The sequence below is a fragment of the Mangrovibacterium diazotrophicum genome, assembly GCF_003610535.1.
Taxonomy (GTDB): domain Bacteria; phylum Bacteroidota; class Bacteroidia; order Bacteroidales; family Prolixibacteraceae; genus Mangrovibacterium; species Mangrovibacterium diazotrophicum.
Genome location: NZ_RAPN01000003.1, coordinates 145,428 through 161,250 on the forward strand (window position 1 = coordinate 145,428; position 15,823 = coordinate 161,250).

A 15,823-nucleotide genomic window follows, 5' to 3' on the forward strand; every position below is an offset into this window, starting at 1 on the left:
GTTTTTGACAGTCTCTCTCGTCCGGGGGCTATTCATATTAAAACCAATTAAAAATAATGCCCAAAAATAGGAATTTTTTTAGAATAGTTTAGACTAAATAAAAATTAATCTTCTACTTTTTCCATTCGTTCCACGTTGTCTACGCCTTTGATTTTCATGAGGCGAGAGATCAGATTGTTCAGATCATCAACGTTATGGATGTACAAATACAGGTCTCCTTCGAAGATTCCGTCATGCGTGTCGAACATTACGGTTCGCATGTTTATGTTATTTAGCTTGGAAATGATATTGGTGATTTCGCTAACGATTCCAACGCGGTCGAAACCATTCAATTTTATACGGGTGAGGTAAGATCGTTTTTTGAATTTTGTCCATTCGGCGGTGATGATCCGATCGCCTTGTTGCGACATCAGTTTGTTGGCAACCGGACAATTTCGCTTGTGAATAACCACATGGTTGTTCGAAGTGAGGTAACCAAGCACATTGTCGCCAGGAATTGGCTGGCAGCATTTTGCCAGTGTGTAGTTGGTCTCTTCCGGATCTTCTTTTAGAATGAATGTACTTTTCTTGTCTATTATTTTATCGGGAAGCTCAAAGTCGAGTTCCTCTTCCTCTTCTTTTTTGCCAAACGAAAGCTTCCAATACTTGGCCAGCTTGTTTTGGCGGCGGCTTTTCAGGATATTTTCGATGTCGTTAAAATCGATAAAACCCATTCCGACCTGCGCGTAAAGCTGGTCTTTGTTGGAGAGGTTATAGTAAGCGGTTAACTTCTTCAGAGTGTCGGAAGTTGGCTTGATATTAAATGATTTGAGTTTTTCCTCAATGATTTCACGACCGTCCTCGAAGTGTCTCTTTTTGTCGAGCTTAAAGGCCTGCTTTACTTTCGCTTTTGCTTTCGCCGTTGTGATGAATTTTAGCCATTCAATATCTGGCTTTTGCGACTTCGAAGTCAGAATTTCAATCTGGTCACCACTTTCCAGGACATGGCTAACCGGCATCAGTTTGTGGTTGATTTTTGCGCCGATGCAATGATTCCCGAGGTCGGTGTGAATTTCGTAGGCGAAGTCGATCACCGTTGCTCCTTTCGGTAAATTGACCATCTTGCCTTTCGGTGTGAAGATGACAATCTCTCGCGAGTAGAGATTCATCTTAAAATCGTCGAGAAACTCCAATGCATCCGATTCCGGGTTTTGCAGCATTTCCCGGATTTTCTCCAGCCAGCGGTCCAGTTCAGTTTCGGGCGACAATTCGCCTTTGTATTTGTAATGTGCCGCGAAGCCACGTTCGGCAATGGCGTCCATGCGTTCCGTTCGAATCTGAACTTCCACCCATTTTCCTTGCGGGCCCATCACGGTGACGTGCAAGGCCTCGTAGCCGTTTGCTTTCGGAATGGTAATCCAGTCGCGAATCCGGTCGGGTTTGGGTTTATAAATATCCGTGATTAGCGATAAAATATCGAAACATTGACGTTTTTCCGAGACACTATCTTTCGGTTTGAAAACGATTCGAATGGCCAGCAAGTCGTAAATCTCGTCAAACGAAACCCCTTTGGTCTGCATCTTATTCCAAATGGAATAAATCGATTTCAACCTTCCTGAGATATTGAACTGAATTCCTTCGCTGCCGAGTTCTTCCTCGATGGGTTTTATGAACTCGGTAACCAGGTAATCTCGTCGTTCTTTTTGATTGTGCAAACGGAATTTGATCAGGTTGTAGGTTTCCGGCTGCTTGTATTTTAGGCTGAGGTCTTCCAGTTCGGTTTTAATGGCATAAAGACCCAGACGGTGAGCCAGCGGTGCAAAAATATAGAGGGTTTCGGCAGCAATTTTCAACTGTTTGTGCGGAGCCATGCTCTCGAGCGTGCGCATGTTGTGCAGTCGGTCGGCCAGCTTGATCAAAATCACACGCACATCATTCGAAAGGGTCATCAGCATTTTTCGAAAGTTTGTCGCCTGTTTCGAATCGTGCTGAGCTGTGAACTCGTCCGATAGTTTGGTTAGGCCGTCGACGATCTCGGCTACTTTCTTACCGAACAGGTTTTCCATGTCGGTCAGCGTGTAGTCTGTATCTTCAACCACATCGTGCAAAATAGCGGCGATGATTGAAGTTGCACCCAAGCCGATTTCACTCGAAACAATTTTGGCAACTGCAATTGGGTGAATAATATATGGTTCACCTGATTTCCGCTTTACGCCAGCGTGGGCATTGTTGGCAAATTCAAAAGCTTTGCGGATACGTTCCTTTCCCTCGTCCGATATGCGTTGATCGAACGAACGGTACAGGTCGTCGTAATAATCGGCGATGAGACGCTGATCCGCCTTTGTTTGTAATTTGCTAATCCCTTCCTCCATAGATGCTCTTACGAAAATAAATTGTAATCGGTAAATATATATTATTCGCCCAAACAAAGCTTTTTGTTCGCGGTTTTTAGGCGGGAAAATTCACCAATCTTTAATAAAGAATAAAAGAATTTAGAGGTGCGAATTGTTCAAAAATGAAGCCTTGAAAATTTAGAGCGAACGACCTAAGTTTTGATTTCACTCTCAATTTGCATGAAAGCTTCTACCATTTTCTCCCACGAGAATTTCTTTTTCTCTTCCAGTATGTTTTTTTCGAAGGTCGATTTGCGGTTGTTCGCGTAAAAATCGACAAGGGCATCGGCAATGCTTTCTTTGTTGGGCTCGGTAACGTAGCCGATTACTTTGTCGGGAATAATCTCGGCAAGTCCGCCAACATTGGTAACCAGCATGGGCTTCTCGAAGTGATACCCGATTTGAGTGACTCCGCTTTGGGTTGCACTTTTGTAGGGTTGCACTACCATGTCGCAAGCGCCAAAATAGCGGGTTACATGTTTCTCCGGAATGAACTCGGTTTTGAGAACCACCCGGTCGTTCAGCTGTAGCTTGTTAATGAGTTCCAGGTAGGGCTCGGGCTTGGTGTAAAACTCGCCGGCCACAATCAGTTTCACAGTGAAATCTTTCAGACGATCATCCGCAAAAGCTTCCAAAAGCAGGTCCAGTCCTTTGTAGTCGCGAATAAAGCCGAAGAATAACAAGTAATTGGTCGAGCGCTCAAGCCCCAAGAGGCTTTTTGCTTCGTGGATGTCCGTCTTCTGGCCATAGTTGTCGTACAATGGATGCGGGCAGAGTGCGCGGGGCAACGATGTCCGAAATTGGTCAATGTCGTCTAAAACCGATTGGGACATGGCAACCATCCCGTCAATGCTGTTCATGAAATAGCTTGTCAGTTGTTGGTCGCCGGGACGCTTTTCGTGCGGAATAATATTATCCGCCAGGCAAATAACTTTGGTGTGTTTGTTTGAGCGCACGATCCGACAGATGGTTCCCAAGGCCGGAGCCATAAACGGCAGCCAGTAGCGGATCATTAAAATGTCCGGTTTTTCTTTTTTAATTCGTTTTCCAACCGTTACCCAATTGAGAGGGTTTACCGAATTAACTGTGCGTTTTATCTTTAAGTTGTCCGGAGCCGGTCCGTCAACATATTGTGTTTTGCCCGGAAACAGCAGGTTGGGGTATTGTATCGTGAAAGTTTCGATATCAACTTGATGCCCTTGAGTCAGAAACTCCTTTGCCAATCGTTCGTTGTAACTTGCCAGTCCGCCGCGGTAAGGGTAGGCCGGGCCGATAATTTTAATGGTTTTAGAAGAGGTCATTTTTGAAATTTTTCTCTCAATAAATTTGCAACATGTTTGTCAATTGGGAAAGTAAATTCGTCAGCATTTATTTTGCCGATATCTACCCAGCGGAATGATTGGTTTCCGTTTTGGTCGGCCTCAAAGTCGAAGGGTTTGTAGCCGACTTTGAAGTTCAGAGGATCTTCAATCTTTGCGGTGTAATATATGCTTATTAGCTGGTGATCATTGAAGTAGAGTGCCTGCTGAAAAAAGTCGGTGGTGTAAAAATGCTGAATGTCGATAATTTCCTGCTGACATTCTTCCCGCATTTCGCGACGCAGGCAATCAATTGTTCCTTCGCCGAATTCCAAACCACCGCCCGGGAATTTTGTCATGCGGGTGTCGAGTTGGTATTCATCCGAAACCAAAACGTGATTTTCCGCATTCAGGAAAAGTCCGTAAACACGAATGTTGAAATGTTTCAATTGATTATTAGGCATTGGGTGTCAGCTTGTCGTCTATAAAACGGATAATCTCTTCTTCCTGTTCAGGTTGAAACCAGTTGATTTCCTGATCGCGTCGAAACCAGGTGAGCTGTTTGCGGGCATAATGGCGCGAATTTCGTTTAATGAGCTCGACCGCAGTTGCCTTGTCTTGTTGCCCTTCGAAATAAGCAAACAGTTCCTTGTAGCCCACGGTATTTAGCGAGTTCAGATGGTGAAATTCAAAAACACTTTTGGCTTCATCTTCCAGACCCATTTCCATCATCAGGTCAACGCGTCTGTTGATGCGATCGTAGAGTTCCTGGCGATCACGGTTCAAGCCTATTTTTAGTATGTTGAAAGGGCGCTCCTTTTTCTGATCCTTACGCATGGAAGAGTAGGGCTTCCCCGAAGTCAGGCAAACCTCGAGCGCGTGCAAAATACGTTTTGGATTCTTCAAATCGACCTGTTCGTAATAAACCGGGTCGAGCTGTTTGAGTCGAAGGCGCATGTGTTCCAGTCCTTTTTCCTGATGTTCCTCCATTAATTGCGCCCTGATCTGTTGATCGGCATCCGGAATGTCATCCATTCCCTTGCAAAGCGCATCGATATACATCATCGATCCGCCGGTGACCACCAAAACATCTTTGGTTGTAAACAGCTCGTCGATTGTTTCAAGCGCTTCTTTTTCGAACAAGGCAGCACTATAGTAATCGTGGATCGAATGGTTATGAATCAGGTGATGTTTTACTTTTTGCAGATCATCGGCGGGAGGGACTGCGGTGCCAATTGCCAATTCTTTGTAAATCTGGCGCGAATCGGCTGAAATGATCTCGGTATGGAAGTGTTGCGCAATTCGAATCGACAAATCGCTTTTACCGATACCGGTAGGCCCCAAAACAACAATTACTGTTTTACTCATCTATCATCTTTCGTTGGAGCGCAAAGGTAGGTTTTTTTGAAAAAAAAGGAGGGCTTAAAGCCCTCCTGTAAGATCCTCCATTTCACCAAAAATTTCGGTATAATCATCCAGATCTCCGTAATCCAGACATTCTTCTTCTTTTCTCGCTTCGATCTCCTGTCCCAATAGTTCTTCTTCTAACAGTTGAGACGGGGCGTTACCGTTTTTGTAGGTAACTGAAGTTTCTGATAGACTTTTTCCCATAAAAATGTGCGTTAATTCAATAAAAAATAATCTGTCCATGAAAAAATCGAAAACATACAAAAGCTTCTGATTTTCGTGATCAAGAAGTTTCCATAGTGGAGTTCTCTTCATTGTGAATTTGTTTTGTCCGGTGAACCCCATGTCGAGTTGAGTAATCTCAATTTGTCTTCCGCATTTCGGACCGGCAATGAAAAACGAAGCCAATTGATCCGGATTAAATCCACATGCGTTTTGAATACAAATATGAAGGTCTGCAAACGTGTGCTTGCTGTCGGTTTCGACAGTAAGTGTAAAATCTGGTACTTCAGTTGAGTAAATTTTAAACTGGTAAACCATCTTTTAAGTTGTTTTAATTTGAAAGTTTTGTGCTTGTTCTCCTTTCATTTTAGCACACAGGTGAGTTTAACGGCTGGGTTTCGAAAAAGGTTAGGTAATAAATGTTAAAAAACATTAACTCATATTCTTGTAGGTTTAACAGTTTGTAAACTTGCTTGTTAGAAGCGAAAAAAATATCAACAATTTCACGAAACTTGCTCATTTTGATTATCATATATTTGGGTTTAGTCCTGTCTTTCGTCGAAATGCTGACTTTCTACTGGATGTTTCAACGGTTCAAATTTGGTTCGATTTTTTTCGAAAAACGAACCGCCAATTATTTGTTTATCCACGATTATTTTTGAACTTGAATGCTTTTAGTCTAGCAACAAATGCGTTTTAGTACACTCTTCTACGAGAACATTCGAATTGCACTTAATTCCATTCGAGCAAATCTGCTCAGGACTATCTTAACAGTGTTGATTATCGCCGTTGGAATTACTGCACTGGTTGGAATTTTAACAGCAATCGACTCTATTAAAAATTCGATTACCAAGGAATTTACCTTTATGGGGGCCAATACCTTTACGATTACCTCCCGTGGTATGCGGGTACAGGTAGGGCACAGTCGTATTCGGACAAAAAACTACAGTTACATCGATTATTACCAGGCACGAGCATTTAAAGAGCGATTCGAATTTCCGGCGCTGACATCAATTTCGGTCAGCGGGACAGGCACAGCTACCGTGAAATACGGATCAAAGAAATCGAACCCTAATGTTTCTGTTACTGGCATCGACGAGAACTATATTTATACTTCAGGTTTTGAGGTAGCAACAGGTCGTAATATTTCGGAGCAGGACTTGGAATCGGGATTGAACGTGGCCTTGATTGGCGATGGCTTGGTGCGGCGACTTTTTGATAAAAATGAAGATGCTGTGGGGAAGGAGATTCGTGTCGGTGGCGGGCGGTACATGGTTGTTGGAACTTTGGCTGCCAAGGGAGGTGGATTTGGTGGAGTCGGTGACGAAATGTGTTTATTGCCCTACACGAATGTTCGCTCGTACTTTTCGCGCCCGCAGATGAATTTTAATGTGCAGGTAAAATGCGACGACCCGCGTTTGATGGAGACAGCAATTGGAGAAAGCGAAGGATTGTTCCGCATAATTCGAGGGTTAAACCCGCAGGACGAATCTGATTTCAATATTGAGAAGAGTGACAACCTGGTTCAGATGTTGCTGGATAATATTGGTAAAATTACGATTGTTGCTACAGTGATTGGATTGATTACCTTGCTTGGTGCGGCTATCGGGCTGATGAATATTATGCTGGTGTCGGTAACCGAACGAACCCGAGAAATTGGTGTTCGAAAGGCGATTGGTGCCAATTCCCGACTGATTCGTCAGCAATTTCTTTTCGAGGCTGTTATTATTGGGCAAATTGGGGGAGCTTTGGGAATTATTTTGGGGATACTAACCGGAAACATTGTATCGATGTTAATTGGCAACAGTTTTATCGTTCCCTGGTTTTGGATTTTCAGCGGCGTGCTGATTTGTTTTGGTGTTGGTATCGTCTCGGGCTATTATCCGGCTCAAAAAGCATCTCGCCTCGACCCAATCGAGAGTTTGCGATACGAATAGTAATCCTATTCGTTTTTCTGAAGGGCTTGACTCCGGCATTTTAATGACGTATCTTATTCTAAAAAATCAAACCCGAATGAAGAATCTCACCCTAGCGCTGATGTTATTTCTCAATGTTTCGTTTGTAACCTTTTCTCAATCAATCTCTAACAGACCTATCTCTCCGGATTCCATTGCTCAGAAAACCTTTTCAGAAGGACAGTTAATGGGAATTGCGGATATGATTGCTTATGTTGATGAATTTGTGTGCGCAAAAACCGGAGAGCAAGATGTTGTTCTTGCATACTCTGAGTTTTTTCAGGGCTGGCAAAACACGATGACTTCAGCGGGCAGCAGCGTTGAAATATACACCGATTATTGTATTCCTTTTAATAGCAAAATGGACTTTCTTGGTGCCCTGGACTCTATAACATTTGAAGCTTTTTTTTATTTGGATGATTATATCAATGGATTGCGCTGGAACGATACGCTTTTGGTTGATATTAATTTGGCACACGTTGAGTTACGGTCGATTGGACTGTTCTCAATTTATATGAAACGGTTGGGAGAGGGGGATTGGAGATTCAATCAGTTGTATGAGGCAGTTGATGCAGTAGGAGATTTTCCTCCTAGCATTATTTCAATTTTCAATATTCCAAAGAATAACTTTGACTTTTCGCAATATAAAGATCGGCTTCTGGCAGTAGTCGTTATTTTAACAAGCACGACGGTTAAGCAATTGTACGATGCTTACATGGAAAAAGAATCGCATCAATAAGGAATAAAATAAAAAGGGCACCCGAATGGATGCCCTAGATATTTTTTCTGGTTTCAGAATTATTTTACTGAATCCATGTATTGGATCAATTCGCAAACTTTTGCAGAGTAACCCATTTCGTTGTCATACCAAGAAACAACTTTAACGAAGTTTGGAGACAATGAGATACCAGCACCAGCGTCGAAGATTGAAGTACGAGTGTCACCAACGAAGTCGTTAGAAACAACTTGATCTTCAGTGTAACCCAGGATACCTTTCAAAGGACCTTCAGATGCAGCTTTCATAGCAGCACAGATCTCTGCGTAAGAAGCACCTTTTTCCAAACGTGCAGTCAAGTCAACTACAGAAACGTCAGGAGTAGGAACACGGAAAGCCATACCTGTCAATTTACCGTTCAATGCAGGAATAACTTTACCTACAGCTTTAGCAGCACCAGTTGAAGAAGGGATGATGTTTTGACCAGCTCCACGACCACCTCTCCAGTCTTTCATTGAAGGACCGTCAACAGTTTTTTGTGTAGCTGTAGTCGCGTGAACTGTAGTCATCAAACCTTCAACGATACCGAAGTTGTCGTTCAATACTTTAGCGATAGGAGCCAAGCAGTTTGTAGTACATGAAGCGTTTGATACGAAGTTCATGTCGTTAGTATAAGAAGTGTGGTTAACACCCATAACGAACATTGGAGTATCGTCTTTTGAAGGAGCTGACATGATCACTTTTTTCGCACCAGCGTCGATGTGACCTTGAGCTTTTCCTTTTTCCAGGAACAAACCTGTAGATTCAACAACATATTCGGCACCAACAGCACCCCAAGCGATATCAGCAGGGTTTCTTTCAGCAGTTACGCGGATTTCGTCACCGTTAACAACCAATTTACCATCTTTTACTTCAACAGTACCTTGGAAAATACCGTGAGTAGAATCGTATTTTAACATGTAAGCCATGTATTCAACATCGATCAAGTCGTTGATAGCAACTACTTGGATAGTACCTTTAGCGATAGCTTGACGGAAAACGAAACGTCCGATACGGCCAAATCCGTTAATACCGATTTTAATTTTTGACATAGTTGAAAGTTTAATAATTAATGAACGATTTATCTTTGATTTATTAGCTCATTTTTTAAAAGCCACACAAAATAACGAACTAAAATTAGAATGGTCAAATTTTTTAATTTCGATTTGGGTATTTCCTCACTCAGTTTAAAATTTAGTTAATGTTGGTTTTTAAGACCATTAGATCGTTATTTAAAGAGATACACTTTTAATTCTTCATTTAGATTTTGATTCGGATTGTTATTGTTTGGATGACAGACTTTTCGCTGTTTCTTGTCGTTTGGGTACACTATATATAGTATAGCGTCTGTTGCTAATATACTTTCGGTGCCGAACGAAGGTTTCGAATATATCAATGGCTTTACCCGGAATTTACTGCAGGGTGAGTACGAAGTTTAGAAAGGTGCATGCAGGTAAACTCTGTTTATTGGGCGAGCAGAAGGGTTTGCGAAGAGCCCATTTTCATGTTTTTCACAATGCTAATCGCATTTTTACGTGCAGCTTATAAACAAAAAAGTGTTGAAAAATAGGTGAAATTCATTTTTTGATAGTTCAAAAGGCATTTTTGATCAGTCTTAAAATAATATGTTCACAAAAAATAATTATGTTATTAGATTATTTTTTGACTAGGAGAAAATCCGGATTAATTTTCTCAATTTTTGCTTTTGAGTAGGCCGGGCATTCACACGTTTTACAACTTGAAATAGTGCCGCATAATATAACTGCCATCAAGAGTAAATAGAATTTCGAATTTATTTTAAGATTTTCCATCATTGTTTGAAGTATTGTCTATTGTATGAGTGTATGCCTTGAAAAACAGGGCTGTAACCGCCGTTTTGACGTGGCATGATAATATTGTTTCTGTGTATGTTTTTACTAAATTCCCGGAATCGCTGTAGTATATAAACTCAGTTTTGTCAATGTTTATTGCAGATCAATTATGAAAAAGAAGATAAAAATGTACGAAGTTTTGGAAATAGAAATTAAATTCCCGAAAAACTATTGAAATAAAAATAAATTTAAAAACATTCAATTTAGATAATAGCTAAAGTCCTTTGTTTTAGCGGAGTTTGGCCAGTTTTTCTGAGTGGGATATCTTCGAAAAATAGTTGAAAACTATTGCTTATTGAACAGAAATGTCTTAGGTTTGTGTGAGTTTAACGTGTGGTGCGCAAGTCTCAGTTTGAGTTATTTGAGGCGCATATTTATAAAACCTATTTCAATTTTACCTTATTCCGAGTAATATTAAATTTGGATATTATGAAGAGAAACTTTACTTGGTTTATTCGTCAGATAGTTTTGGCCCTGATGGCCTTGGTTTGGGTAGTGCCTGTTCAGGCTCAAGCTTTGGAAATTGATCCGACCGGGCTTTCTGTTGGTGCGGTCGCACTCGGCAGCTCGATTTCTGGTGATATCTATACCGTAAAATTTCTCACGGCAGCAGATGATGTTACATTCGAACCTGACAATGGCGATTCTACGACTCCAACGCCAATTGTTGCCGACCAGGTATTTCAAATAACTTTCGATGGACCTGTATATTCTTTCGTGTCAGAAGCGCAATACAATAATATCCAGATTGACGACGATTACGCACAAAATTGTTTCAGCTTGGTGAAAGTGAGCGATGGAACTTCTGTTGCGTTTACCGCAGCCGTTGTAAGTTGGTCTCTGACTTCTACTGTCGTTTCTATTACGCCAAACGCTTCGTTAGAGAGCGAAACTGAGTACAATTTAATTATACTGGATGACAAGATGCAGTATGGCGTTGCCAACCAGAGTCCTCTCGGTAATAACAATGGAACTTACGAAGTTTACGATCAGAATAATTATTTGACAGAAGATACTACCGCACCTATTTTGGATGTTGATGCCGATACAGGCTTGTGGGAGGACGGTTATTATGTCGGAACTGGGGAAACGATTCTGACGGATGACCAACTGAAATTGGATTTTACGGAACCAGTTACAGCCGGCACAGGTAGTGTGCTGATCTACACCTGGAACGGAATTTTAGTGCAAACAATCGATGCAAGCACCCTGACAACTGATCCCAGTGATGACTCGATCATTATTATTGGTGGTGTTTCTGGTCTGACAGTTGGACAAGATTATTACGTTATTGTTGAGCCGGGAGCTATTCAGGATTTGAACGGTAATCTTTTTGCCGGGGTTGACGAAGAAGATGATTGGTCGTTTACCCTAGAAGCCGATCAGATTCCGGATGTGATCTCTTATTCTCCAACAGGCTCAAATGTGTCTTTGACTTCGGATTTGATGATCCAGTTCGATCTCCCAGTCGTTTTAGGAAGTGCTGGTACCGTAACGCTTTATCTGGCTGACGGCACCGCGGTTCAGACATTGGATGTTGTAGCCGATGCCATGTATTTTTCAATTGTTGGTAACAAAGTTTACATCGATATTAATAGTTTGACTGAATCAACAGCCTATAAAGTGTCGGTTGATGCAGGAGCATTCCAGTCATCGGCTGGTGAATCTGCAGCAGCGATATCTTCTGATGATTGGCAGTTTGAAACAGAGTCGAATCAGGATTTGTTGTTAGTTAGCCTGACGCCACCTGACAATTCAGTAGATGTTCCCTTAGATCAGATTTATCAAATGGAATTCAATCAGGGTGTTCAGGCTGGGACAGGAGTTTTCGAATTACACCAGGCCGATAGTCAAAATACGACGATTGCTACCCTGAGCGCAGATGATGCCCGGATTTCAATTTCAGGAAATACGGTATCTGTCAATCTGACTGGCTTAACCGAAGAAGGTGTAGAATACTATATTATCGTGTATCCGGATTTCGTTCAGAATACATCTTTGACGCCTGAATCTTTTGCAGGTATCTTAAAGGTGTTCAATTGGAACTTTACGATCGTTTCTGAGAAGACTGCACCGGAAGTGTTGTTGCTTTCGCCGACAGGAACGATTGCTGATAACCACCCGAATTTAGTGATGACTTTTAATGAAGCCGTAGAGTTATCTTCTACTGGCGGATATGCTTATATCTACGAAGAAGGATCGACAACTCCTACTTTAACAATCGAGTTAACATCGGACATGTTCAGCAATAACGAAGTGAACATTGTTTACGATGCGAATGAACTAGGTGGAGGCTTGGCAACAGGTACAAATTATTATGTGCTGGTTGATGCCGGAGCAATCCAGGATGTCAATGGAAATGCTTTTGCCGGAATTACGACAAGCACCGAATGGACATTCACAACCGGGAGCGATTATGCCTTGGGTATCGAAGATGAGGTGGCAGACGATGAGTTTGTTGTTTATCCGAACCCGTTTGATGATGTGATTTACATCACCAACTACGACAAAATCTCCCGCGTCTTCATCACCAACGTTGTTGGGCAGCGTGTTAAAGAAATCACGAATCCCACAAACTCGATTTCAACTTCAGACTTGCGCAATGGAATATATTTTATTACCCTCATGTTAGACGATGATGTAATAGTAAGTACGCAGAGAATTATTAAGCGCTAGGAATGCTAAAAGAGAGAGAATGAAGGGGGGGACGTGGTGCCCTCCTTTTCTTTTTTATAGCGACTGCATTTTGTTTTCAGTTTCCAATGAAGAACTTAATTTTGCGGTAAAAATACGCAAAATGAAAACTATCTTCGATCACCGCTCTATTCGAAAATATCAATCAACTCCTATATCTGAAGAGTTACTTTCCAAAATACTGGACGCCGGCACACGTGCTTCTACTACAGGGAACATGCAACTTTACAGTGTTGTCGTAACTCGTGACGAAGCGAATAAGTCCAAGCTTGCTCCGTTGCATTTCAATCAACCGATGGTTAAAGAGGCTCCGGTACTGCTAACTATCTGTGCTGATTTGAACCGTTTTAACCGTTGGTGCGAACTTCGTAATGCCGACGCCGGTTACGACAATTTCCTGTGGATTTTGAATGCTTTTATTGACGCTTCATTGTTTGCTCAAAACATCTGCTTGGCGGCCGAGTCGGAAGGTTTGGGAATTTGTTATCTCGGAACGGCTTTGTACAATGCCCCTGAAATCAGCCAAGCGTTGGGTCTTCCGAAAGGAGTTATTCCGGTTACGGCCATCACTGTTGGATACCCGGATCACAATCCGCCGCTGACAGACCGTTTGCCATTGGACGCAGTCGTTCATTACGAGTCGTACAATGCGAATACAGATGAACGTGTTAATAAGCTTTTTGCAGAGAAAGAGGCATTGGAAAGTTCAGCCAAATTTGTAGTCGAGAATAATAAGGAAAACCTGGCGCAGGTATTTACTGATGTGCGGTATAAAAAGGCGGATAATATCTATTTTTCAGAGAAGCTGACGACCTTTCTCAAAGAGCAAGGGTTTGAGATTTAAAAGGGATGAGAGACTGGCTCTCTTCCTATCGCGAGAAATAAGCAACCTTTTCCATGAGTGTTGCAGCTCGCACGGGCTTCACCAGGTATCCGTTTGCACCGTACTCGAGGCAGCGGTTCCGATCGTTTTCCATATTACTGGTTGTGAAAACAAGAATCGGGGTTTGCCTGTTGTGTTGACGGTCGAGTTGGCGGATGCGCAGGGTGGCTTCAGCACCATCCATAATCGGCATCCACAAGTCCATGATGATGAGGTCGTAATTATTGGAAGTAGCCTTCATAACGGCTTCCTCTCCATCATTAGCTGTTTCAATGACATGGGAGTTGCGTAGCGATAACTGAACAAACTTTTGGTTGATAGGATTATCATCCACTACTAAAATTTTCAAAGCGCTCCTGTTTTTAGATTACCATTTTAAAAGTAGATATATTCAGCAAAAAAATGCATTATTTTGCTAATCGATAGTTGTAGTTAGATAGCTTGAAACACTTATTTGTAGGGTAAACATAAATCAATTATAGTATGAGTGACGATAAGAAAATTATTTTCTCTATGTATAAGGTAAGTAAAACTTACCCACCGCAGAAACAGGTCATCAAAGACATCTCTTTATCATTCTTTTTAGGGGCGAAAATCGGGATCATCGGTTTGAACGGATCCGGTAAATCAACGCTCCTGAAGATTATCGCTGGACTGGAGAAATCTTACCAGGGTGAGGTTGTTTTTTCTCCGGGATATTCGGTTGGATACCTGGAGCAGGAACCGCATCTCGATCCTACTAAAACAGTTAAGGAAATTGTTGAAGAAGGTGTACAAGAGGTGGTTGACGTTCTGAAAGCTTATGAAGCGGTGAACGAAAAATTCATGGATCCGGATGTGTTGGAAGATCCGGACAAGATGGATGCACTGATGAATGAACAGGCCAAATTGCAGGACAAGATTGACCAATATGATGCCTGGAACCTGGACTCGAAACTGGAGCGTGCGATGGACGCTTTGCGCTGTCCACCAAGCGATCAGCTGGTGAAGGAACTTTCGGGTGGTGAGCAACGCCGGGTCGCATTGTGCCGCCTGTTGCTGAAGGAACCCGATGTCCTGTTGCTTGATGAACCAACTAACCACCTGGATGCCGAGTCGGTGCAGTGGTTGGAATTGCACTTGCAACAATACAAAGGAACTGTTATCTGTATCACCCACGACCGCTACTTCCTGGATAATGTGGCTGGCTGGATTCTGGAGTTGGATCGTGGAGAAGGTATTCCATGGAAAGGAAACTACTCTTCGTGGTTGGATCAGAAGTCGAAGCGACTGGCGCTGGAAGAAAAACAGCAGTCAAAACGCCGCAAAACGTTGGAGCGCGAGCTGGAATGGATTAAGATGGCTCCAAAGGCCCGTCACGCGAAAGCCAAAGCGCGTATGAATGCCTACGACCAGATGATGAACGAAGATGTGAAGCAGAAGGAAGAAAGGCTGGAAATCTTCATTCCGAACGGACCTCGTTTGGGTGAGCGGGTGATTGAGGCTCACGGCGTAACCAAGGCTTTTGGCGATCGCATTTTGTTTGAAGACCTGGATTTCGTGCTGCCGCCCAATGGTATTGTTGGGGTGATCGGACCGAACGGTGCCGGTAAAACCACGCTCTTCAAATTAATTATGAAGCAATTGCAAGCCGACAAAGGAACTTTCGATGTTGGAGAAACCGTGAAGCTGGCCTACGTTGACCAGTCGCATGCGGCAATCGACCCAAACAAAACGGTTTACCAGGTTATTTCGGGAGGAGCTGATTTGATTAATTTGGGAGGACGACAGGTGAACGCCCGCGCTTATGTGTCGCGTTTCAACTTTACCGGATCCGATCAGGAAAAGAAATGTGGCATTCTGTCGGGTGGTGAACGTAACCGCTTGCACTTGGCAATGGCATTGAAAGAGGAGGGCAACGTGCTGCTGCTAGATGAGCCAACCAACGACATCGACGTAAACACGCTGCGTGCTCTCGAAGAGGGCTTGCTCGATTTTGCGGGTTGCGCGGTGGTTATTTCGCACGACCGTTGGTTCCTCGACCGCATTGCCACGCACATTATGGCTTTCGAGGGAGAGTCGCATGTGCACTTCTTCGAAGGAAGCTATTCCGAGTACGAGGAGAACAAGAAGAAGCGTTTGGGCGATGAAGGTCCGCACCGCATAAAATACAAGAAATTAGTAGAATAAACGAGTTGAATGGCTGCCGCGAGGTGGCCATTTTTTTTTGTTGAAAGTTCTGCTACACAGAGACGCAAAGTCGCAAAATTACCAGATTGCTTTGATGAAATGTTGGAAGACAACGCGATAACTTTTGAAAATAACGATAACAGTTGTCGGGAAAATCCGAATTAGTGATTAGCTGGGATCATTTATGTTTTGTGTGAT

The 15,823-nt window shown here is 42.7% G+C and carries 12 protein-coding genes; 5 read left to right on the forward strand and 7 right to left on the reverse strand.

Features of this window, described 5'->3' with window-relative positions; translation table 11 throughout:
• Positions 1 to 104: 104 nt before the first annotated feature.
• The 5 genes from BC643_RS18800 to BC643_RS18820 all read right to left on the reverse strand — a co-directional run bounded on the left by BC643_RS18800 (position 105) and on the right by BC643_RS18820 (position 5,617).
• Positions 105 to 2,351, reverse strand: a complete 2,247-nt coding sequence (locus BC643_RS18800; protein ID WP_120274825.1) for a RelA/SpoT family protein — start codon at positions 2,349 to 2,351, stop codon at positions 105 to 107.
• Positions 2,352 to 2,524: 173 nt separating this feature from the next.
• On the reverse strand, positions 2,525 to 3,673 hold the full coding sequence (locus BC643_RS18805) for a glycosyltransferase (protein ID WP_120274826.1): 1,149 nt from the start codon (positions 3,671 to 3,673) through the stop codon (positions 2,525 to 2,527).
• Positions 3,670 to 4,134: an NUDIX domain-containing protein gene (locus tag BC643_RS18810; protein ID WP_120274827.1), complete on the reverse strand. Its 465-nt coding sequence runs from the start codon at positions 4,132 to 4,134 to the stop codon at positions 3,670 to 3,672. Before BC643_RS18810 ends, BC643_RS18805 begins: the two co-directional genes overlap by 4 nt.
• Positions 4,127 to 5,038 carry a tRNA (adenosine(37)-N6)-dimethylallyltransferase MiaA gene (gene miaA / locus BC643_RS18815; protein ID WP_120274828.1) on the reverse strand — a complete coding sequence of 304 codons (912 nt, stop codon included), beginning with the start codon at positions 5,036 to 5,038 and terminating at the stop codon, positions 4,127 to 4,129. The genes BC643_RS18810 and miaA overlap by 8 nt, the downstream gene beginning before the upstream one ends.
• Positions 5,039 to 5,092: 54 nt before the next feature.
• Positions 5,093 to 5,617 (reverse strand): IS1096 element passenger TnpR family protein, encoded by a 525-nt coding sequence (locus tag BC643_RS18820; RefSeq protein ID WP_120274829.1) that lies wholly within the window; start codon positions 5,615 to 5,617, stop codon positions 5,093 to 5,095.
• Positions 5,618 to 5,988: 371 nt separating this feature from the next.
• Between BC643_RS18820 and BC643_RS18825 the strand changes: the two genes are divergently transcribed.
• Positions 5,989 to 7,236 (forward strand): ABC transporter permease, encoded by a 1,248-nt coding sequence (locus BC643_RS18825; protein ID WP_120274830.1) that lies wholly within the window; start codon positions 5,989 to 5,991, stop codon positions 7,234 to 7,236.
• A 76-nt stretch (positions 7,237 to 7,312) separates the two neighbouring features.
• Positions 7,313 to 7,993 carry a hypothetical protein gene (locus tag BC643_RS18830; RefSeq protein WP_120274831.1) on the forward strand — a complete coding sequence of 227 codons (681 nt, stop codon included), beginning with the start codon at positions 7,313 to 7,315 and terminating at the stop codon, positions 7,991 to 7,993.
• 59 nt (positions 7,994 to 8,052) lie between these two features.
• Here BC643_RS18830 and gap read toward each other — a convergent pair whose 3' ends face one another.
• On the reverse strand, positions 8,053 to 9,060 hold the full coding sequence (gene gap, locus BC643_RS18835) for a type I glyceraldehyde-3-phosphate dehydrogenase (RefSeq protein ID WP_120274832.1): 1,008 nt from the start codon (positions 9,058 to 9,060) through the stop codon (positions 8,053 to 8,055).
• Between the two features lie 1,248 nt (positions 9,061 to 10,308).
• Between gap and BC643_RS18840 the strand changes: the two genes are divergently transcribed.
• Both BC643_RS18840 and BC643_RS18845 read left to right on the forward strand, forming a co-directional pair.
• A complete protein-coding gene (locus BC643_RS18840) occupies positions 10,309 to 12,555 on the forward strand; it encodes an Ig-like domain-containing protein (protein ID WP_120274833.1) in 2,247 nt (748 codons plus the stop codon).
• A 121-nt stretch (positions 12,556 to 12,676) separates the two neighbouring features.
• Complete coding sequence (locus BC643_RS18845; RefSeq protein WP_120274999.1) at positions 12,677 to 13,417, forward strand: nitroreductase family protein; 741 nt, start codon at positions 12,677 to 12,679, stop codon at positions 13,415 to 13,417.
• 25 nt (positions 13,418 to 13,442) lie between these two features.
• Here the strand turns inward: BC643_RS18845 and BC643_RS18850 are convergent, their stop codons facing one another.
• Positions 13,443 to 13,805 carry a response regulator gene (locus tag BC643_RS18850; protein WP_120274834.1) on the reverse strand — a complete coding sequence of 121 codons (363 nt, stop codon included), beginning with the start codon at positions 13,803 to 13,805 and terminating at the stop codon, positions 13,443 to 13,445.
• A 134-nt stretch (positions 13,806 to 13,939) separates the two neighbouring features.
• Here BC643_RS18850 and ettA point away from each other — a divergent pair, with 134 nt between their 5' ends.
• Positions 13,940 to 15,625, forward strand: a complete 1,686-nt coding sequence (ettA, locus tag BC643_RS18855) for an energy-dependent translational throttle protein EttA (protein ID WP_120274835.1) — start codon at positions 13,940 to 13,942, stop codon at positions 15,623 to 15,625.
• Positions 15,626 to 15,823 lie beyond the last annotated feature (198 nt).